The following is a 23,246-nucleotide window of genomic DNA, read 5'->3' on the forward strand; positions in this document are numbered from 1 at the left end:
ACACAAATGGAAAATAATAAAAAAATAAATGTATCACTAGGATTTGATCTAGGAATTGGATCGGTTGGTTGAGCAATTATTAATAATGATAACAATGAGGTTTTAGATCTTGGTTCAAGATTATTTAACGAACCTGAACTTGCTGTCAAACGACGTGGCTTCCGAGCCGTTAGAAGGTCAATACGAAGAAAAAAATTTAAAAGTATGAAATTTAGTAAGTTAGTATTCAAATATCGTAATTTGTTTGGCTTAGAAATCAAGCACTATGAAGAAGTGCAAAATATTTATTTAGAAATGTCAAAGGCACATCCAAATATATTGGAAATAAAAACTAAAGCTTTAGCAAATGAAATTTCTTCAAAGCAGTTAATCTGAATTTTGCATGATCATTTAAAAAACCGTGGAGCATTTTTTGAAACTGTTGAAAGCACCGACAAAGGTGATAAAAAAGATGAAAAAGAAATGAAGGTTATCAATACTAATGAATTTCCAAGCCATCTTCAAGCTCAATTTTATGAAAAGAATAAATGATATAACGGCATGGAAGCCTATGACAATCAACATTTTTCTAACAAAATGTGATTAAGAGAGCTTGAAAAGATTTTTGAAGTTCAAAAAGACAAATACGATAGTAATTTATTTAATGAATTTAAAAAAGAATATTTAAATTTATTTAATTTTCTACGAGCATATCAACAAGGGCCTGGCAGTATTAATAGTTATAGTCCATATGGAATTTATGAACATGATGAAAATAATAAACTTTACAAAAAATATGACGCAATATGAGAAAAAACAATTGGCAAATGTAGCATTTTCATAAATGAAAACCGTGCTCCAAAAAATTTACCAAGTGCAGAATTATATGATGTTCTTTCAGACTTAAATAATATTCGCTGTAAAGCTTTTCCAGAATTGAAATTAGATAAAAAAGATAAAAAAGAAATTATTTTTAATGAACTTATTAAAGAGTATTTGAATAAAAAAAATAAGAATATTACAAATACAATGATAGTGAAATATTTAAAATCACATGCAGGACTAGAAGAGTATTTAGTTACTATTGAAACATTAAAAAATGATGATAAAAAATACAACGAATTGAAGACAATATCTAGAATTATTAAAATTTTTGTTGAAAATAATGGGAATTTATCAAATATTAAATTTGAAACATATCATGAATGATTAGAGGATTTTGACAGAATTTTTATGGTTTTATTTGAAACTAATCAACTAGAAACTAGAATTGAAAAATTAAATAATTTACTAATGATATTTAAAAAATATTTTGCTAATGAAGATGATATTAAAAATGCTATTAATGAAATTGCAAGTGATCCAAAGTTCTCAACTTCTAAAACTCACTCAATCTCGCATAAAGCAATTTCATTAGCATTAGATGATATCTTTGAAGGAATGTCTTTATCAGCATTAAAATTTGATAATAAAAGTAAATTAGGGCAAGAATATCAAAAAGAAATTGCTAATAAAAAAGAAGAAGATTCAAAAAATGTTTCAAAATATTTAAATTCAAAATTTTTAGATGATGCAATTTTACCGCCGGCTGTCAAAAACACAATGTATGAATCAATAAAAATTTTTAATAAAATCGTAAAAAAATACGGCAATGTCTATAACATTGAAAAAATTGGAATGGAAATGCCAAGAGACAAAAATTCCGAAGAAGAAAGAAAGAAAATCCACGAGCAAAATAAGAAAAATGAAAAGCGTGCTAAGCTAATAGAAGACGAATACTTTGTTCTAACAGGGAAAAATAATTTTAAATGAAGAGATTATAACTCGGCAACTAAAGAAAAACTACTATTATACTGCCAACAAGATGGTTGAGATGTTTACGTTGGCGAAAAAATGGATATAGAGAGGGTAATTTTAGAACCTAATTATGCTCAAATTGATCATATAATTCCAGAAAGCATTAGTTTTGATAATTCAAATGCCAATAAAGTTTTAGTTTTAGCTTCATCAAATCAAAATAAAGGTAACCGTGTTCCTAAAGAATATTTAGATGATAATCAATTTGAAGAGATGAAAAATAAATTGAATCTATGACTAAATAAAGACAATAATTTTTTTGATTCAAAAAGAAAAGATTATGAACAAAAAAGAAAAAATTTACTACACGATCCAATAAATGATGAAGATAAACTTGGCTTTGTACAAAGAAATTTAAATGACACTAGATATGCATCAAAATTGTTTTTAGAAGAGCTATACAATTATTCAAAACTTCACGACAAGCAATTTACAATTACCCCAATTCGCGGTCGTTTTACAAGTTTAGTTCGAAAGTTTGTTAATAATAAAATATATCATAATCGTGATGATAAAGATAACAAAGATGGTTTTAAATTCGTGAAGGATAGAAATGAGTTTTCACATCACGCAATTGATGCAAGCATTCTAGCAATCGCTGCTAATAACATGAAACCATTTTGGGGAAATGAATTTTCATTTGAGGTTGATAAATTCTATGTTCTAAACAAAAATGTTATTAACTCAGAGACCGGTGAAGTTGTATGTAAGCTAGAAGATTACACCAGAAACTTGATTGCAGTTTCTGAAAAAGTTTATGATTCACTTATTAAGGATGTAAAAAATCCACAATTAAATGAAATATTAGCAAAAACTAAATATTCTAGAAAAATAACCAAAGATTACAACATTGAACTATTTAATAGTAGCTTATACTCATATCGTGAAGTAGATGATAAAAACATCCAAAAAATTGAAAGAAAATCAATTTTCGATATATATGCTTATCTAGAAAATGAAGAAAAACAAGATAAAATTTTAATGAAAAAATCACATCCAAAAGAATTTGAAGACATTTTAAATATCTGAAAAGAATATCAGCAATCTAGCAAACCTTTTGATGCTTATACTCAAAAATTATTTGAAGAATATGCTGAACAATTATGTAAAGATCCAAATAAATTTAGAGAAGAAGCAAAAGCATTTTTAAATAGTCAAAACCGTAGGTCACTTCTTATTAAAACTAATAATGGTTTTAAAAGCATTAAAAAAGTAAAAATCTTAGGAGATATTATTGCCAAGGATAATGTACACATGATAAAAAAACAAAATTACAAATCATTTAAAGGTTCATTTAATTGAGCTGCACTACTAATTTATAAAAATAAAAAAGATGAATTTACCTATATTCCAGTAAATGCTAAAATATACAAATTTGATAGCAACATTAAACCCAATTTTGCAGATGAAAGTACATACATGAAAGAAGCATTGGAATATGAAAAAGAAAAAAATAAAATACCAAAAGAAAATAAAATCATTGATGTGTTCTATAAGGGAACAACGTTAACGGATTTTGATGAAGAAGACCCTAAAAAACGGGACATATATATTGTTGGAGCCACAAGTCAAAAAATTGAATATAAATATTGTTCACATTTGGAAATTGATGATACTAAAAATAAAGATAAACCTGAAATAAAAAGGTTTATTAAAACAACAAGTGTTTTACTAAAGAAATATACTAAAAATGATAAAAATTTAATTTAAAAAACAATCAAGACAAAAATTCAGTGATTGTTTTTTTGTTTTAAATGCAAAAAATTAAATAAATATAAAAAATCATATATACATTATATTTCAAACTAAAATGCGACTAAATTTTAAAAAAAATATTATTCTTCCATATACTTTATTCAAAAATAAAATAGCGCTAAACAAGACAAACATTTTTGAGATATTCTATATAATAGTTTATCTTGCTTGAGAATAGCATAGCACTAAAATAAAATCCGGTGCCTTGAACAAATGAGTCTCGTTTTATCTTGCTTGAAAATAGCATAGCACTAAAATTATTGCTAAAGTTATCTAATGTAAGTAATCGTTTTATCTTGATTGAGAATAGCATAGCACTAAAATTAAATGTTTCTAATCGTTCAAAAGATAAATGTTTTATCTTGCTTGAGAATAGCATAGCACTAAAATTCTTTCGTTTTATTTTAATGTGTGAATTTATGTTTTATCTTGCTTGAGAATAGCATAGCACTAAAATCTATATCCATAGAAGTCTTTAAATTTTGTTGTTTTATCTTGCTTGAGAATAGCATAGCACTAAAATGCTTCAATAACCACAATTCCCTTCTCTTTAGTTTTATCTTGCTTGAGAATAGCATAGCACTAAAATGGAAGCGCTTGGGAAGATTTCTTTACCAGAGTTTTATCTTGCTTGAGAATAGCATAGCACTAAAATCTGTTTCAATGACTCCTTCGTTCATGGAGCATTTTATCTTGCTTGAGAATAGCATAGCACTAAAATATAAAAGACATAGAAAAGATAACGGGGCTAGTTTTATCTTGCTTGAGAATAGCATAGCACTAAAATTTAAAAAACTAAAATACGAATTAACGCGTTGTTTTATCTTGCTTGAGAATAGCATAGCACTAAAATTGTTTGTAATATTGTCAATTAATAACATTTGTTTTATCTTGCTTGAGAATAGCATAGCACTAAAATTGTTTGTAATATTGTCAATTAATAACATTTGTTTTATCTTGCTTGAGAATAGCATAGCACTAAAATATATTTAAGTCCTTTACTTTATTTTTATTAGTTTTATCTTGCTTGAGAATAGCATAGCACTAAAATTCTTGCCCGCTCGGAGTGGTTGATATTGTGTTTTATCTTGTTTGAGAATAGCATAGCACTAAAATCAATTCAGTATCAGGTAATTTTAGCATCTTGTTTTATCTTGCTTGAGAATAGCATAGCACTAAAATCGATAGTCTCGCCAATTCCTAAATCTTTCGGTTTTATCTTGCTTGAGAATAGCATAGCACTAAAATTCAGTAGTGATTTGTGATTTAATTTTTTCAGTTTTATCTTGCTTGAGAATAGCATAGCACTAAAATCAGTAAAGACAAAAGCATTTTGACAGATACGTTTTATCTTGCTTGAGAATAGCATAGCACTAAAATAACTTAACACAAAGATACCATAAAATAATTGTTTTATCTTGCTTGAGAATAGCATAGCACTAAAATAATTGCAGATGTAGCCCAGAACCTGTGTTTGTTTTATCTTGCTTGAGAATAGCATAGCACTAAAATTGTTCTTTTATCATTTGCTGAAATTCATAAGTTTTATCTTGCTTGAGAATAGCATAGCACTAAAATTAATGTTTAAATCTGTATCAAAGTTTTTATGTTTTATCTTGCTTGAGAATAGCATAGCACTAAAATTGATTATGCTCCTTTTTATCTATTATTTTTGTTTTATCTTGCTTGAGAATAGCATAGCACTAAAATTAACTTCTGATAGTATTTTCTTTTCACCTTGTTTTATCTTGCTTGAGAATAGCATAGCACTAAAATACCAATTTATGAACATAAAGGATTACTCGAGTTTTATCTTGCTTGAGAATAGCATAGCACTAAAATTAAAGGTACTACTGAAAATGATAAAAACAAGTTTTATCTTGCTTGAGAATAGCATAGCACTAAAATAAATCTTTTACAAAATGATAAAAAGACTTTGTTTTATCTTGCTTGAGAATAGCATAGCACTAAAATTGAATTCGCCTTTGTAATAATTAGCGATATGTTTTATCTTGCTTGAGAATAGCATAGCACTAAAATGTATGTTTGTTATTATTTTTTGTTTCGGGTGTTTTATCTTGCTTGAGAATAGCATAGCACTAAAATACCACAATTAATAAGTGATAAATCTGCTGTGTTTTATCTTGCTTGAGAATAGCATAGCACTAAAATGGAGAAAGGGTAGAAATTACCAAAATTGACGTTTTATCTTGCTTGAGAATAGCATAGCACTAAAATTGTCAGTAAAATTGTCTATTGTAAGTAATCTGTTTTATCTTGCTTGAGAATAGCATAGCACTAAAATACATTAGAACAAATTTATAAAATGTTAATAGTTTTATCTTGCTTGAGAATAGCATAGCACTAAAATCCCTAAATTACAAAATATAAAAAGAAAAAAAGTTTTATCTTGCTTGAGAATAGCATAGCACTAAAATTGTTCTTTTATCATTTGCTGAAATTCATAAGTTTTATCTTGCTTGAGAATAGCATAGCACTAAAATTAATGTTTAAATCTGTATCAAAGTTTTTATGTTTTATCTTGCTTGAGAATAGCATAGCACTAAAATTTTACTGCCCTATCACTATTATTAGCCAAAGTTTTATCTTGCTTGAGAATAGCATAGCACTAAAATTTTGTTTTTGGTTTTTTAGGTTTTTTTGGAGTTTTATCTTGCTTGAGAATAGCATAGCACTAAAATGAGCCATTAGGACTTAATATGGATAAGTTTTGTTTTATCTTGCTTGAGAATAGCATAGCACTAAAATTTGTTAAAATTAGCATAATTAATAATATTAGTTTTATCTTGCTTGAGAATAGCATAGCACTAAAATTATATGGAATTAACTTTATATGATTTTCAAGTTTTATCTTGCTTGAGAATAGCATAGCACTAAAATTGATTTTATCAAATGGTTTGATGATTTTATGTTTTATCTTGCTTGAGAATAGCATAGCACTAAAATTTGAAACCCGGAATAATTATCAGAATATTTGTTTTATCTTGCTTGAGAATAGCATAGCACTAAAATTAGTAGTTTTATCTTCTTTTAAAATCTGAAGTTTTATCTTGCTTGAGAATAGCATAGCACTAAAATTAATTAACTCATTATAAATATTTTGCGGAAGTTTTATCTTGCTTGAGAATAGCATAGCACTAAAATAATTCCCGCAGCATAGTTATTTATTCTGCGGTTTTATCTTGCTTGAGAATAGCATAGCACTAAAATTATCGCTAAAGTTATCAATAGTTAATAATCGTTTTATCTTGCTTGAGAATAGCATAGCACTAAAATGTCAAATTTGATGATTTTTCAATAAAATTTAATGTTTTTTTATTTAATTAAGTATTTTTTTAATTCAATTTGAATGATTTCGTCGTTTTTCAATAACTCATATGATTCTTTCATTTCTAAACTAGTATTTTTTTTATTTTCAATTCAGTTGTGAATAGCTATTCCGGAATTTATATAAATTCCACGATTATTTTCCACTATTGCACATTGCTCTAATTGCTCAAAATTAGCAGCTAATTGAAAAATATTTGAAGTAAAAATAATAAAATAAAATTTATTTAAATATTTTTCTAAATACTGAAAATTAGCAAAATCTAAATTATTTAAAATTATCACTGATTTTGATAAACTATCTGATCCATAATTATCTAATCATTTATCGAAATTATCTTTATCTATAAAAATATCTTGGTTAATATCTAATAAGCTTTTAAACAACTTGCTTTTATCAAAATTTATATTAAGAAAATTCTTGCTGATTTTGTCATTAATAGCTTCAAATTCAGAAACTAAATATGGTATATTAATAAAATTATTATATTCAAGTTTTTCATTGCCTAAAATCATTTTACTTAAAATATTTTTAGTGCTAAAAGTATATAAATCACTAAGTCTAGTTAAGTTATCAATAATCATGGCATTTTTAATTGAAATATCATTTCCCTCAATTTGAAAAATTGTTTCCTGATTTTCCAACTCATACTGAAATAAACTCGCTAGTAGTTTATTTGAATTATTGCTTTGAATGGCAATAATGCCGTTAAATTCAACTAATTCTAAAGATTTTAAATTTTTAATGTAAACCATTATATTTCAATGTACCTTTCTATATCATTAATATGTTCATTTAAGGATTTTTCACCTGATAGAATTTCAATATCACCATACTGCTTTTCGGTAATAAGCAAAATTCTAACATTTGATTTTTTGGGAATAACTTTCATAATTTTTTCTTTTTCATATGGATATTGTGAATTTGAACCAATGCATTTACCATAAATTGAATATTGAATTCGATAGTATCCTAATTTATATAAAGCATTGCGAAATTTATTATATTGATCAATATTGTCTTCATCAGTTGAAATGTCATACATTATAATTATTCGCATATATCTATTTGGAATCTCAACCAATGATTAAATCCTCTAAATTCGTATTTTCAATGATGCCTTTAATCATATAATCAATATAGTCAATTACTTTCATCGCTTTACCTTTAATTAAAATATACTCTTGTAAAGATTCAAATAGACGTTTTTTAAAATCACTAAAATCGAATTTTTGGAATTGCATTCTTTTCATTAAACCTTCATAAACGATTCTGTCGACAAAGCAACGCAAAGGTTCCATTAGATCCGATGCAAGTAAAAAATTATTATTAAAACTCTTATGAAAAATGCCAATGCGGTTATCAAAGCCTTTTGAAACAAGCGATCGACTTACATAAGCTAACATCACAGTATATCCATAGTTTAAAAATAAATTTATTCATTCATCATTATTATCTTTATCTCGAATAAAATCTTTCCCAAAAATAGCTCTAAAATAGATTTTGGCGGCCAAACCTTCACGATTAGTGGTATCTCATAGTTTAACCTGATTAGCATACTCCTCTAGTAACTCTAATGTTTTAGAGTCATTTATTTTTAATGATTTGAGCAAATTTAGAGAATTAATTATTTTTAGTTCAATTGTATGTTTTCAAGTGATTGATTTATAATAATCATCTCATTTAATTTGTGCTAGGAAAACTTTATTGTTAAAATAACCATTTATTGGCAGAATGTGAGCATAAGGTAGATGCTTATGATCACAGAAAATAACATTAATTTTCTCTTCAATGAGTTTATTAATTAGTGGAACACTAATCATCATACGATTATTTTCAAAAATAATTGTTTCTATATCGTTAGTTGGTATGGTAATTTTTCCTTGTGATTTTTTGACAATCAAATTACCTAAAAAAAGTGATAAATAATCACTTTCAGAAACGTCAATAATTTTTTTCATATTTCTCCTTTTTCGTTAGCAATGCTAACACAAAAAGAATAATACTTTTATTTAATTTTAAGCATAATGTCGCAGACATTATCACTACTAAAACAATAATATAGTAATAAACATTTAGTTTTTAGCTAGTAGTTATCAAAGAATATAAAAATTGTAAAATAAAAATGACTAGCTTCTAACTAATCATTTTCGTATATAAAATTATTTTTTTTCAGGATAAACTGAAGCGAATTTTCTATTAATTCTATTTTCAAATTTTACATAACCATCAATTAAGGCAAACAAAGTATCGTCTTTTCCACGACCAACATTTTGCCCTGGGAAGATCTTTGTTCCTCTTTGTCTATAAATAATGCTACCTGCTAAAATAAATTGACCATCAGTGGCTTTAACGCCTAAACGTCTACCGGCTGAGTCACGGCTATTGGAAGTTGTTCCACCAGATTTCGTATGTGCCATATTATTTCACCTTTATTTCTGAGATTTTTACTTTTGTATAGGGTTGACGGTGTCCCAATTTACGTTTGTGAGTTGATTTTGCATTATGTCTATAAACAACAATTTTCTTTGCCTTACCTTGCTTTTCAATAGTTCCTGAAACAGAAGCTGCTTCAAGGTATGGCATGCCAATTTTATCTTCAATAGCTAAAACTTTGTCAAATACAACGCTGTCGCCTTCGTTTCCAGCTATTTTTTCAATATAGATTATATCGCCTGGCTTAACAATTAATTGTTTTCCGCCAGTTTCAATAATAGCGAACATTTTTTCTCCTTATAGTTTGTCACATCCTCAAGGTACTATTACTAGTTTGCAAACCTTTTTAGTATGGTTACTATATAGTAACTTATTGATTATATCAAAAAAAAATAAAAAACACTGAATAAACCTTAATAAAATTTAAGAAGTTTATTTGTAGTGTTTTTAAAATTAATTATCAAATTTTATTGAATGTCAAAGTCTTCATCAACATTATCATCTTCGGCATCAGAATCTTCATCAATTGATTGATCTTCTTCATCCTCTAGCATATCTTCACTGCTGCTGTCTTGATCTTCGTCAGCAACTAATTCTTCATCAGATGGGTTGTAATCTTCCTGTTGAATTTCTTTAGCTAATGCTTCTAAGTCAATATTTATGTTGTCTTCATCTTCACCATCTTCAGATTCTTGTGATTTGAAGTATTTAATTGAAGGTTTAATATCATATTTAGAATATGATTCAAAAGGATATAAAGCTGTTCCTGAAGGAATCTTTTTCCCGATAATAATATTTTCTTTTAGTCCACTTAAGGTATCAACTCTTGATGAAATAGCGGCATGTACTAAAATTTTTGATGTTTCTTGATATGAAGCCGCTGCTAAAAATGAGTCTGATAGTAGAGGCATTTGTTTAGCACCTTTAATTACAACTTTACCAAAGGCTGGTTTTAAGTTCTTAGTTAATAATTGGGCATTTTCTTCTTGATAGTCAAAAATATCAACAATCGCACCAGCAAAGAATTTTGAGTCTCCAGAGTCAACGATGATTATCTTAGACATCATTTGACGAATAATAATTTCAATGTATTTATCACTAATTGCAATCCCTTGAATACGGTAAATTCTTTGGATTTCTTTTAGCAAGTAGTTTTGAACAGTGATTGTATCAGTTAAGTTTAACAATTTCTTAAGAACAATTGGACCTTCTGATAATTTTTGACCAATTTTAACTCTATCGTTTTCTTTAACTCTCAGTTTTTTAGTTGTAGTAACTGGAACCTTATGTGGAATTTTGTTATTTTTGCGATCTTTGGTTTCAATGGTAATTACGTAACTTGAATCATCATTTTCACTTTTTTCAATTTTGGTAACAATTCCTTCATAGCTTGAAATTTCAGCGGTTCTTCCTCATGGTTGTTCGTGGGCATCAATTAACTCAATTAAACGGGTAAAACCACCAGTAATATCTTCAACACCAGCAACCCCACCAGTATGGAAGGTACGCATAGTTAGCTGAGTTCCGGGCTCTCCAATTGATTGGGCAGCAATAATACCAACAGCCTCACCAATATTAACAATTCTGTTTGTTGCTAAATCCTTACCAAAACACATCTTGCAAACTCCATTACGAGTGTTGCAACCAAGAATTGATCTTATTTCCACTTCTTCAATGTTTGAATCAATAATTCTTTGAGCAATTTTTTCAGTAATTAATTCATTTCGGTCACAGATCATAATTCCTGTGCTTGTATAAACTGGCTTATTAGTGAAACGACCAATAATTCTTTCTTTTAGAGAAACAATAATTTGCTTGGTTTTGGTATCAATAATGTTGCGCGCTGTATAACCATAATCTGATCCACAGCTTTCTTGACGAACAACAATGTTTTGAGCAACATCAACTAGTCTTCTTGTTAGGTAACCTGATTTTGCAGTGTTAAGAGCAGTATCAGTTAGTCCTTTTCTAGCCCCGTGAGTTGAAGAGTAGAACTCAAAAGCAGTTAGTCCTTCAATAAATGATGATTTAACTGGAACCTCAACAGTTGAACGAACAACTCTATCGTTTTTAGCATCGGCTTTAGTGGTTTTGGTGTTATTTGCCATTAGTCCACGCATTCCGGCTAATTGAACGTAGTTCGCAATGTTTCCCCGAGCCCCAGAATTAATCATGGTAATAACAGGGTTTTGTGAGTTCGCTTTAATAATGTTTTGTAGTTCAAATTGAATTGAATCTTTAATTTCGGCTCACTTTTTAATTGCTAGTGAGTAACGATCGTCATCAGTGATGTATCCAATATTGTAGTAGTGTTTTAATTTTGAAATATATTCATCACCTTCGGCAATGTATTGTTCTTTTTTATCAGTTTCAAGAATATCTGAAAATGAAATTGAAATTCCTGATTTTGTCGAATAGTCAAATCCTAATTGTTTAATGTTGTCAAGAATTGAGGCAACAATGTTGGTGTATTTAAATCATACGCCATCTAAAATTTTTGCTTTTTCTTCTGCTGTTAGTGGCACGTTTGGATCAATTTCTTGATATTGTGATCTATTTGGATTTAGTGTATTAATTCGCTTAATTTCTTCATGAGTGAATGCTTCTAGTAGTAAAGCGTGTTCTTTATCAATTTTTTCATTTTTATATGATTTAAGTTCCATGTAGCTTTTCAAAATATTCATGTTTGGAACAGTAATTTTATCAATTACAGAAGCAACGTCAGCCATTGTGATTGATGCAACATATTTGTCGAAAACATAACGAATAATTTTGGCGATATTTTTCTTGTTAAATCCTTCTTGGATTGACAATTCATAGTTGATGTACTCTGGAATGTTAGTAGGAGCAGTCACAACATATTTAGTGTTGAAGAAACGGTTGTAATCTTCTAGTGAAACTGTCTTAGTAACATTGTTATCATAAATAAATGGAAATGTTTTTGGAAAAATATTATTAAAGATAAATTTTCCAACTGAAGAGATAATATATTGTTGATTATTGCTACCATTAAATAAACGATAATCCTTAACTTTATCAGCTGGTAAGGCAATTCTAGCATGAAGTGAAATTTTCTTAGCTTCCAAAGCTCGCATCATGTGATCAAAATTATCAAAAACACGACCTTCACCTTTAGCATTTTGCTCTTCAATAGTTAGATAGTACAATCCTAGTATCATATCTTGTGATGGGTTAATAATTGGTTCTCCATCTTTTGGACCTAAAATATTTTTATTAGCTAACATCAATTCGCGACTTTCTAGTAAAGCTTGTTCAGAAATTGGCACATGAACTGCCATTTGGTCACCATCGAAGTCAGCGTTAAATGGGGTACATACTAGTGGATGTAATCTAATTGCTTTTCCTCTAACTAAAACTGGCTCAAAAGCTTGAATTGATAGACGGTGCAAGGTTGGCGCTCTGTTTAGAAGTACCAATCTTCCTTTAATTGCCTCAGCAACATGAGGTCAGATTATTGGATTTTGATCTTCAATAATTTTTTTGGCATTTTTAATGGTAGTTGCAACTTCTTTTTCAATTAAACGAGAAATAATTCATGGTTCGAATAATTTAGCTGCCATTTCCCGAGGAATTCCACATTGATGCATTTTTAGACTAGGCCCAACTACGATAACTGAACGGCCTGAATAGTCAACCCTCTTTCCTAGTAGATTTTGTCTAAAACGACCTTTTTTCCCGGTAAGAGCATCACTAATTGATTTGAAAGGACGGTTATCTTTTGAAAGAACTGGGTTAGGACTTCTTCTCTGGTTATCGATTAAGGCATCAACTGCTTCTTGAATCATTCTTAATTCATTTTGGATAACTAAAGTAGGAGCGTCCTTTTCTTGTCATTGTTGTAGCCGATTATTTCTAATAATTACTCGACGATAAAGTTCATTAATATCCGAAGTTGAATGACGACCACCATCTAATTGAATCAAAGGACGCAAATCTGCTGGAATAACTGGTAAGTTATAAATTAACATACTAGTTGGATCTTGTTTTGATTCGATGAAAGCATTAATAACTTGTAGACGTTTATAGAATTTTTCACGAGTTTGTTTAGCAGTTGTCGCAAATCTTTCGGTATTAGCAAGTTCCTCTGCGTTTAATTTATTGATTTCATTAGTTACAAATTCTTTTTCTTTTTGTAAGTCAAGATTTTTTAGTAGGTATTCAATTGCTAAAGCACCAGTACCAATTTTAGCGTCGCTGTAATGTTCAATTACTTCATTTAATTCATAAAAATCAATCCCATATTCTTGACCAATTTTTGAACTAGCTTTTTCAATTAATGAATCAAGGGTTTCTTTAATATCTTCATACTCTTCACTACCAGGACTAAATCTTTGTAGCAATTCTTCTAAAGCATCTTTATAAATAATTGCGGCTTCATTAATTTCAATAATTTGATTTTTAGGCAATGATTTAAGACCACCGTTTTCTAGAACAATGTGGTTTTTGTAGTAAATTAAGTTTTCAAGCTCTTCACGGCGAACATTTTCTTGACCGCGACTAGATCTTAAACCTAGTAATTTATAAATAATTGAGTGGTCAACTTTAAAATATCAAAAATGAACAACTGGACTATTCAATTTGATATGCCCCATGTGATTACGACGAGCAATTTTAGGAAGAATTTCAACATGTTCCTGACGACAAAGTTCAGTTCTTGTACAAAAATCACCTTCATTTACTCTTTTGTATTTAAAGCCACAAACTGGACAACGATAGTCAATCATTGGACCAAAAATAATTTCGTCAAATAAACCACCACGTTCAGGCTTATAGCTTTTATAGTTAATGGTTTCTGGTTTAGTTACTTCACCATGTGATCAACTTTCAATATCATTGGGAGTAGCAAGGGCTAATGAAATTTCAGCAATTCTATCTTCTTGTAGTAAGTCATATTTTGATGTTTTTCTCATTATTCTGTTCCTCCTTCAAACTCTTGGTGATATTTAGTGTCAATTCTTTCAATGCCATCGTCAACATCATTATCAGATTCTTTTTCATGAGCTTCCAATTTAATTCCTAGACCACGTAATTCATATGCTAAAACATTAAATGATTCTGGCATACCTGGTTTTGGCAATTTAGTATTTCTAGCTAACGCATTATATAGTTGATTTCTTCCAATAATGTTATCTGATTTGTAAGTTAGTAGCTCTTGTAGGACATTAGATGCCCCATATGATTCGATTGCTCAAGTTTCCATTTCTCCAAATCTTTGACCACCATTTTGGCTTTTTCCTCCAAGTGGTTGTTGAGTAATTAGTGAATATGGTCCAACTGAACGAGCATGCATCTTGTCATCAACCATATGGTATAGTTTTAGATAGTACATAATTCCAACTGAGATTGGATTATCAAATGGTTCACCAGTTTGTCCATCGTAAACAACAGTTTTACCAGTGGTATCCATTTTAGCCTCTTCTAGAATATCACGAATTTGATTGTGAGTTATTCCATCAAAAATCGGAGTAACAAATTTGGTATTTAAATTTTTTGCCGCTGAGCCCAGGTGTAATTCAAGAATTTGTCCAATATTCATACGAGAAGGAACACCTTGAGGGTTTAGAACAATATCAAGTGGAGTTCCATCTTCTAAATATGGCATTTCTTCAACTGGTAAAATAATTGAAACAACCCCTTTATTACCGTGACGTCCAGCCATTTTATCACCGACTTTAATTTTACGTTTTTGAGCAATTGAAACTTTAACAATTTTTTCAATGCCATCTTCAAGTTGATCACCAGTTTCACGGCTTAGAATATCTATGGCAACAACAGTTCCATTGTGTCCATGTTTTACTTTTAATGAGGTGTCTTTTCTTGAAGCAGTTTTTTGGCCAAAAATTGCTGCCATTAGTTTCTCTTCAGGAGTTGGGTTCTCTTCTCCTTTTGGTGATGTTCTACCAACTAAAATATCTCCGGCACTAACTTCTGATCCAACTTTTACGATACCGTTTTCATCAAGGAAACGTTTTGAAAAGTTTGAAACATTTGGAATTTCATTTGTTAGTTGATCTTCACCAGCCTTTGAGTGTCTAAATTGAATGGTTTGTTCTTCAATATGAATAGATGTATACACATCATCCTTAACTAAACGCTCAGATAATACAACAGCATCTTCATAGTTATATCCATGTCATGTAGTAAAACCTACTAAAACATTTTTACCTAATGCTAATTCTCCATCTTTCATAGAAGGACCATCAACTAATAGGTCACCTTCTTTAATTTCATCCCCGACTTTTACTAGTGGTATTTGATGAATTAAAGTACCTTGATTACTTCTTTCAAAGGTTCTTAAATGGTAAACATCTAGTTTATTAAGCCCAGTTGGCATTACTTTAATTACACTAGCATCAACATATTTGACAACCCCATCTCTTTTAGCAGAAATGTTTGTTGATGAGAATTTAGCGACGTCAGCTTCAACCCCAGTTGCGACCAGTGGACTTTCTGGAAATAATACTGGTACTGCTTGACGTTGCATGTTCGACCCCATCAATGCACGGTTAGCATCATCGTTTTCCAAAAATGGAATAGCTGATGCAGCAATTGAAGTCATTTGACGGTTTGATACCCCAACAAAGTCAACTTCCTCTGCATCGACTTCAACATACTCATTGTCACGTCTAACAATTACTTTATCATCAATAATGTAGTTATCTTTAATTTTTACTGTTGATTGTGCGAAAGTGTAACCTGCTTCTTCGATTGCTGTTAAGTATTTTGGTTCTGAAAAATCAACAATTCGATTTTTAACTGGAAAATATGGTGATTGAATAAAACCATAGCGGTCGATTTTCGCAAATGATGCTAAATTCAAAATTAGCCCAATGTTTGGTCCCTCAGGAGTTTCAATTGGACAAATTCTACCAAAGTGAGTAGGGTGAACATCCCGAACCTCAAATTGTGCAGTGTCACGATTTAGTCCTCTTGGCCCAAGTGAAGTAATCCTTCTTTTGTTAGAAATTTCCGCTAATGGATTACATTGATCCATAAATTGCGAAAGTTTAGAGGTATTGAAAAATGATTTAAATTGGTTAAAAATTGGCTTGTTATTTGTGACATTTTTGGGAGTGATTTTTTCAATATCCTTTGTCGAAATTCTTTCTTTGGTATTTTTTTCCAATTTAATAAGACCAACACGGAATTGGTTTTGTAGTAGCTCACCAATTGTAACAATTCTTTTGTTAATTAATGAATCAGGATCATCATCAATTCCAACTTTTGAAAGTAAGTTAAAGTAGTATGAAATGGTAGCAATTAAGTCTGGGATTAATAAAAATCTTTCGGTTGCTGTTGGATCATTTCCTAAAACTAAAATTTTGTTATCTTCATTCATATCCTTTTCGGTTGGATAAATTTGAATTGAAGTAACGTATAGACGGTTATATAGACTCGAATTACTTTCTAAATCTAGTTGATTTCCATAAACATGTTCTGAGATATCTGGCAGTTTTCACATCGGAATAATTCCTAGGATAAACTCATTGTGAATTTTTCTCGCAATTTCTCATGTTATAAACAAACCTTTTTCGTATAAAAGTTCGCCTTCTTCTGAATAAATATTATCAGCTAGATATGAGTTAACAATTCTCTCCATCACATTTAGTTTACGATTTAATGTAAATCTGCCTGTTTCTGAAAGGTTGTATCTTTTTTCATTAAATAGTGTTGAAGGAATCAAATTACGAGCAGATTCCGCTGTCATTCGATCACCTTTACGAATCAGACGATAAATAGTTTCTTGAGCTTCAGCAATCATATTTTCGGTGTCAAAGCCAGAAATTTTATCACGTTTTAGCGTTTCTTCTAGTTCAGGGACTGAACCAAACATTTTTCGAATACCATTATCAGTAAAGCCAAGGGCTTTTAAAAATGTAGTTAGAAGAAATGATTTATTTTTATCAATATGAATCTTAATTGTATCAGGATTAGATGAGGTAACTTTATGATAAATTTCAACTCAAGAGCCGAGTTGAGGGATAATTTCAACTTTGTTAAACAAGTCATTAGCTTGTTTATTTCTTACATTAACTCCAAAGTAAACACCTGTTGAACGAATCAATTGTGAAACAATAACTTTTTCAGAACCGTTGATAATAAAAGAACCACCATGTGTCATAATAGGAATTTCAGCAAATACAACTTCACTATCTTCCACTTCTCCGGTTTCAGTATTAATTTGTCTTAATTTGGCTTTTAGTTTGCCTTGGTAAGATGCACCCTTTTGTTTTGCTTCTTTGATACATTCGTATTCTGATTTTTTAGGTAGTTCAAAATGAGCAGTATTGTGAACATACTCGATACGAACTTTACCATGAGCTTCAATTGGATATATGCTTCTTAACTCTTCTTCAATTCCTTCCTTAATAAACTTTTCAACAGATTCCCTTTGCATCTTTAAAAAATCTGGAGTGTCGAATTTTTTTTGACTGATTGAATAATCTCTTCGTTCAGTAATTGGACCAAATTTTCTAAGTTCATATTTTGACATATTTGCCATACCGTACCTCATTCATTTTTTAATATTTTGATAAATATTTATTTTTTTTGATATATCGCGTATACATGCGCTAAAAATAAGCAAAAAAGGCTTTATAAGCCCATTTTAATTGCTTTTTTTATTAATCTAAAGTAACTTCAGCCTTAGCTTCAAGCAGTTTAGCTTTAATAGCTTCTGCTTCTTCTTTTTTAACATTTTCTTTTAGAACTGCTGGAGCTGATTCAACTAGTTTTTTAGCATCCATTAATCCTAAACCTAGTAGGTCTTTAACTGCTTTAATAACTCCTAATTTGTTTCCACCATCTGACTTTAGAGTGATGTTAAACATAGTTTTTTCTTCAGCTGCTTCAGCTGCTGCAGTTGGTGCTGCTGCTGCAACGATAGCTGTTGGATCAATTCCGAATTCTTCTTTTAATCCTTCAACTAATTCCATAACTTCTTTAATATTCATTTCTTTTAAAGATGAAACAAATTCTTCTTTTGTTAATTTTGACATATTTTTCTCCTTGTAATTATTATTTTTCTATTCAGGTAATTTTCCTTGTTTTACCAATTCATTTAAACCAATTGCTAAATTTTTCAATGGTGTAAGTAATGAATTGCCAAGAATCATCAAAGATTCTTCGTATGAAGGAAGTTTTGCTATTTCATTCAATGATTGAGCATTAACTACTTTATTTTCATAAATTCCGGCTACAAGTTCTAATGCTGGGAATTCTTTTTTCAAGTTTACTAAAGCCTTTAAAGCTGTCAGATCATCTTCTTTAGCAAAAGCGAAGATATTTTGCCCGATTAGAGCATCATTTAATTCTTCATATTTTAAAGTATTTAGTGATTGTTTAACAAGTCTATTTTTGTAAACTTTTAATAAAACACCTAGCTTAGCTAATTCACTACGAATTTTTTGTAATGATACAACATCGATAGTTTTATAGCTGGCAACATATAGAGCTTTTGACTCATTAATGTTTTTGGTGATTTCATCAACAACTAATACTTTAGCATCGCGTAAAGCACTCATGTGACTCCTCCTTAATTATTATATGCAATATAAATAAAAGTGAAAGATACTCGGTAACATATTAAGCATAAGCTGTTACTGTCTTCATATATTGCTTGCTTATTATACCACAAATAATATTTTTAGATATCTAAATAAATAAGATATTATTTGTGGAAAAAATTATTGATTTCATAAATCGGATCTTCAGTCAAATTTATGCTTAATTTCTTATAGATATCACGATCAACCTCAGATAAAATAACCGTTGAATGGGCATCACAATCCTTTAGTTGTGGTAAGGCAAGCATTGCACGTTTGGAAATGTCATTTGATTTGGCACTAATTGACAACGCAATCAAAGTTTCATTCATGTGCAAACGAGGGTTTTTATTATGTAAATAATTAATTTTTAAGTCTTGAACTAATTTAATAACCGAAGGATCTAGTAAATCAATATTCTGGTCAATTTTAGCTAAATATTTTAGTGAATTAAGTAACGCAGCAGCTGAAGGCCCAAGTAAATCTGAAGTTTTCCCATTTATAATAGTTTGATCTTTTAAAAGTACACACACAGCAGGTTTCTTAGTTTTTTCAAATAATTTATGTGCTGATTTAATGGAACTATTAACTGAATAGTCAATTTTATAAGTTGACATAATTTTTTCAATTTTTTCGACGGCTTCAAAATTACCCAAATCTTTTTTGAAGTCAACTAAGCTTTTAAAATAACGCCGAATGATTTCTTTTTTAGCAGCATCTGCCACCGCCCTTTCATCGCTTATACAAAATCCAGCCATGTTAACTCCCATGTCAGTTGGTGAGAAATAAGGACTTTTACCATCATAAATCTTTGTTAAAAGATTATTTAAAATTGGAAAGGCTGCGATATCACGGTTGTAATTAGTAGCTTCTTGGCTGTATTTATTTAAATAAAAGGGATCAATCATATTCATGTCATTTAAATCGGCAGTTGCTGCTTCATAGGCTAAATTAATTGGATGACTAACAGCTAAATTTCAAATGGGAAAGGTTTCAAATTTTGCATATCCCGATTTAACACCATTTTTACTATCATGATAGATTTGACTTAAGGCCACTGCTAGCTTACCTGAACCTGGTCCTGGAGCCGTAATGACTACTAATTCTTTTTCAGTTTTAACATACTCGTTTTTTCCAAAACCATTATCAGAAATAATTAAATCAATGTCATTAGGGTAATTTTTAATCATATAATGGCATGCAACATTAATTCCTAAAGAAATTAGCTTATGTTTAAATTTTCTTGCTAGACTTTGATTTTCATACTGGGTGATTACTACGTTATTCACAATTAAATCATATGAACGTAGTTGATCGATTAAACGTAAAACATCTTGGTCATAGCTTATGCCAATATCAGCCCGTAGTTTATGTTTTTCAATGTCATTTGCTGACACAACAACAATGATTTCCATTTTATGTTTAAGTTTAAGAAGCATTTCCAGCTTAACGTTGTTATTAAAGCCTGGCAAAACCCGCGATGCATGAAAGTCATTGATTAACTTTCCGCCAAATTCTAGGTATAGTTTATGCCCAAATTTAGCAATTCTTTCTTCGATTTTCTTTGATTGTAAATCGATATATTTTTGATTATCAAAAGCCGTCATTTATAAACCTCATTTTATTAGTTCTCTTATCTTAAAATTAATTTAATTATATAATAATTAACTTTATAAAAATAAAAACACATCATTTATACGATGCATTTTTACTTTTATTAATCTTCGTCAACCAAAATTTTTCCACCACGTTTTTTAATGATTTCATCTGATAAATTACGTGGTAATTTTTCATAATGATCGAATCACATTTGGTATGTTCCACGGCCAGTAGTCATTGATCTTAGTTGAGTTGCATAACCAAACATTTCACTTAGAGGAATGTATGATTTAATAACATGAGCGCCATCATTTCTTGTTTCGTTGTCACGTACTTGACCACGTCTTCTAGAAATATCACCCATAACATCCCCAAAGAAGTCTTCAGGCACAACAACGGCAACGTCCATAATAGGTTCTAATAGAACTGTTCCTAATGCTTCACGACCTTTGGTTAGTGATTTTGAAGCAGCAATTTTATATGCTAATTCTGATGAATCGACTTCATGGTATGAACCATCAAATAAAGTGGCTTTAATGTCAATCATTGGATATCCAGCCAAAATACCAATGTCCATTTTTTCTCTAAGACCTTTTTCAATTGATTTGATGTATTCTTTTGGAATCTTTCCACCAACAATTTTGTCGATGAATTCAAATCCACCATCTGGATTAGGTTCGTATTTAATTCAAACGTGACCATATTGACCTTTACCACCTGATTGTTTCTTATGAATTCCTTCAACTTCAGCAGCTTTGGTAATGGTTTCACGGTATGAAACTTGTGGAGCACCAACAGTTACTTCAACTTTAAATTCACGTTTTAAACGGTCAACAATAATGTCTAAGTGAAGTTCACCCATACCGGCAATAATAGTTTGACCAGTTTCTTCATCAGTGTAGTATTTAAAAGTAGGGTCTTCAGCTGCTAATCTTTGTAGTGCTAATGAAAGTTTTTCTGAAGCATCTTTTGTTTTTGGTTCAATTGCTTGAGAAATAACTGGTTCTGGAAAATTCATATTTTCTAAGACGATGTCTTTGTATTTTTCGTCAATTAAAGTATCTCCGGTTGTAGTAAATTTAAGTCCAACAGCGGCAGCGATATCACCAGTTCTAACTTCTTCAATATCCATACGATTATTAGCATGCATTAGTAGAATTCTACTTAATCTTTCTTTTTCACCTTTAGTTGAGTTGAAAACATAAGATCCCTTGCTAATAAGTCCTGAGTAAACTCTAAAAAAGGTTAAGTTTCCTACAAATGGGTCATTCATAACTTTAAATGCTAACGATGAGAAAAATCCATCATCAGATGCAGGAATTTGAATTTCTGCTTCACCCTTATAAGCTTTAATTGGAGGAATGTCAACTGGTGAAGGTAGATAATTCACAATTGCATCAAGCATAAATTTAACACCTTTGTTTTTAAATGATGTACCACAAACTACTGGGAAATATTGAGCTGTTATTGTAGCTTTTCTAAGTGCTCTTTTTAACATTTCAGCTGAAACTTCACCTTCATTTAGCACTAAATCCATAATTTCTTCATCATAATCGGCTAGCGATTCAGCTAAAGAAGAACGCATTAATTCTGCTTCGTCTTTTAAATAATCAGGAATTGGAATTTCTTTTGGGTTTTCATCAACAGAACCATCAAATTCATAAGCTTTCATTTCCACTAGGTCAATAACACCATTGAATTGTGCTTCTTCACCAATGTTTAATTGAATAGCATGAGCATTTGCTCCTAATAATTTTCTTAGTGATTCAACTGAAGCCTTAAAGTTAGCTCCCATTTTATCCATTTTGTTAACATAAACAATTCTTGGTACTCCATAGTTAGTTGCTTGTCTTCAAACGGTTTCAGTTTGAGGTTCAACACCACTTTGAGCATCTAAAACTGCAACGGCACCGTCTAGTACTCTAAGCGAACGTTCAACTTCAATAGTAAAATCAACGTGTCCTGGAGTATCGATTATGTTTAGTCTTTTTCCTTTTCAGTATGCTGTAGTAGCGGCTGAGGTAATGGTAATACCTCTTTCTTGTTCTTGAGCCATTCAGTCCATTTGTGAAGCACCTTCGTGTGTTTCACCAATTTTATGAATTTTTCCAGTATGATATAGAACTCTTTCAGTAGTAGTAGTTTTACCAGCGTCAATGTGCGCCATAATACCGATGTTACGGTAATCTTCAATTTTGTATTCTCTTGCCATAACTTTCCCTATTATCATCTAAAGTGAGCGAATGCTTTATTTGATTCTGCCATTTTATGAGTATCTTCACGTTTTTTAATAGCGCCACCCATTTTATTTGAGGCATCAATAATTTCATTAGCCAATTTTTCTTCCATAGTTTTATCATTTCTTAATCTTGCATATTGAATTAATCATCTTAAAGCTAGAGTTTGTTTTCTTTTTGAACTAACTTCACAAGGAACTTGGTAGTTTGATCCACCAACTCTTCTTGATCTAACTTCTAATTGTGGGCTGATATTTTCTAATGCGCTATTAAAAACTTCAATAGCTTCTTTACCGGTTTTAGTATTAACAATCTTAAATGCGTTGTATAAGATATTTTCAGCGATTGATTTTTTACCATCAAGCATAATAGTATTAATTAGTTTGGTAATAATTTTCGAGTTAAAAACTGGATCTGCTAAAACTTCTCTCACAGGTGCTTTGTGTTTTCTTGACATATATAATTCCT

General features: G+C 30.1%; 13 protein-coding genes and 1 CRISPR repeat array. Of the genes, 1 reads left to right on the plus strand and 12 read right to left on the minus strand.

Features of this window, described 5'->3' with window-relative positions; translation table 4 throughout:
- Positions 1 to 6 precede the first annotated feature (6 nt).
- Positions 7 to 3,546 carry a type II CRISPR RNA-guided endonuclease Cas9 gene (gene cas9, locus HGG64_RS00085; RefSeq protein ID WP_169579965.1) on the plus strand — a complete coding sequence of 1,180 codons (3,540 nt, stop codon included), beginning with the start codon at positions 7 to 9 and terminating at the stop codon, positions 3,544 to 3,546.
- A gap of 201 nt (positions 3,547 to 3,747) precedes the next feature.
- Positions 3,748 to 6,888: a CRISPR direct-repeat array (repeat unit 36 nt; unit sequence GTTTTATCTTGCTTGAGAATAGCATAGCACTAAAAT).
- Between the two features lie 39 nt (positions 6,889 to 6,927).
- Here the strand turns inward: cas9 and HGG64_RS00090 are convergent.
- The 12 genes from HGG64_RS00090 to rpsG form a co-directional block, all read right to left on the minus strand.
- Positions 6,928 to 7,695, minus strand: a complete 768-nt coding sequence (locus HGG64_RS00090; protein WP_169579966.1) for a hypothetical protein — start codon at positions 7,693 to 7,695, stop codon at positions 6,928 to 6,930.
- Positions 7,695 to 8,000, minus strand: coding sequence for a CRISPR-associated endonuclease Cas2 (gene cas2, locus HGG64_RS00095; protein ID WP_277345669.1), 306 nt, complete (start codon positions 7,998 to 8,000; stop codon positions 7,695 to 7,697). The genes HGG64_RS00090 and cas2 overlap by 1 nt, the downstream gene beginning before the upstream one ends.
- Before the next feature lie 4 nt (positions 8,001 to 8,004).
- Positions 8,005 to 8,901, minus strand: a complete 897-nt coding sequence (gene cas1, locus HGG64_RS00100; protein ID WP_169579968.1) for a type II CRISPR-associated endonuclease Cas1 — start codon at positions 8,899 to 8,901, stop codon at positions 8,005 to 8,007.
- Between the two features lie 201 nt (positions 8,902 to 9,102).
- Positions 9,103 to 9,360: a 50S ribosomal protein L27 gene (gene rpmA / locus HGG64_RS00105; protein ID WP_169579969.1), complete on the minus strand. Its 258-nt coding sequence runs from the start codon at positions 9,358 to 9,360 to the stop codon at positions 9,103 to 9,105.
- A gap of 1 nt (position 9,361) precedes the next feature.
- Positions 9,362 to 9,664, minus strand: coding sequence for a 50S ribosomal protein L21 (gene rplU / locus HGG64_RS00110; protein ID WP_169579970.1), 303 nt, complete (start codon positions 9,662 to 9,664; stop codon positions 9,362 to 9,364).
- 179 nt (positions 9,665 to 9,843) lie between these two features.
- The gene (gene rpoC / locus HGG64_RS00115; protein ID WP_169579971.1) at positions 9,844 to 14,307 is read right to left on the minus strand and encodes a DNA-directed RNA polymerase subunit beta'; all 4,464 of its coding nucleotides are present in this window, start codon (positions 14,305 to 14,307) and stop codon (positions 9,844 to 9,846) included.
- Positions 14,307 to 17,912, minus strand: coding sequence for a DNA-directed RNA polymerase subunit beta (gene rpoB / locus HGG64_RS00120; protein WP_277345672.1), 3,606 nt, complete (start codon positions 17,910 to 17,912; stop codon positions 14,307 to 14,309). The genes rpoC and rpoB overlap by 1 nt, the downstream gene beginning before the upstream one ends.
- A gap of 109 nt (positions 17,913 to 18,021) precedes the next feature.
- A complete protein-coding gene (gene rplL, locus HGG64_RS00125; protein ID WP_169579972.1) occupies positions 18,022 to 18,396 on the minus strand; it encodes a 50S ribosomal protein L7/L12 in 375 nt (124 codons plus the stop codon).
- A 27-nt stretch (positions 18,397 to 18,423) separates the two neighbouring features.
- Positions 18,424 to 18,921 carry a 50S ribosomal protein L10 gene (gene rplJ / locus HGG64_RS00130; RefSeq protein WP_169579973.1) on the minus strand — a complete coding sequence of 166 codons (498 nt, stop codon included), beginning with the start codon at positions 18,919 to 18,921 and terminating at the stop codon, positions 18,424 to 18,426.
- A 146-nt stretch (positions 18,922 to 19,067) separates the two neighbouring features.
- On the minus strand, positions 19,068 to 20,549 hold the full coding sequence (locus tag HGG64_RS00135; RefSeq protein ID WP_169579974.1) for a DUF1846 domain-containing protein: 1,482 nt from the start codon (positions 20,547 to 20,549) through the stop codon (positions 19,068 to 19,070).
- A 110-nt stretch (positions 20,550 to 20,659) separates the two neighbouring features.
- The gene (fusA, locus tag HGG64_RS00140; protein ID WP_169579975.1) at positions 20,660 to 22,753 is read right to left on the minus strand and encodes an elongation factor G; all 2,094 of its coding nucleotides are present in this window, start codon (positions 22,751 to 22,753) and stop codon (positions 20,660 to 20,662) included.
- Positions 22,754 to 22,764: 11 nt separating this feature from the next.
- Positions 22,765 to 23,235, minus strand: coding sequence for a 30S ribosomal protein S7 (rpsG, locus tag HGG64_RS00145; RefSeq protein ID WP_114191018.1), 471 nt, complete (start codon positions 23,233 to 23,235; stop codon positions 22,765 to 22,767).
- Between the last annotated feature and the right edge of the window lie 11 nt (positions 23,236 to 23,246).

This window comes from Mycoplasma phocoeninasale, from assembly GCF_012934885.1.
Classification (GTDB): domain Bacteria; phylum Bacillota_I; class Bacilli_A; order Mycoplasmatales; family Metamycoplasmataceae; genus Metamycoplasma; species Metamycoplasma phocoeninasale.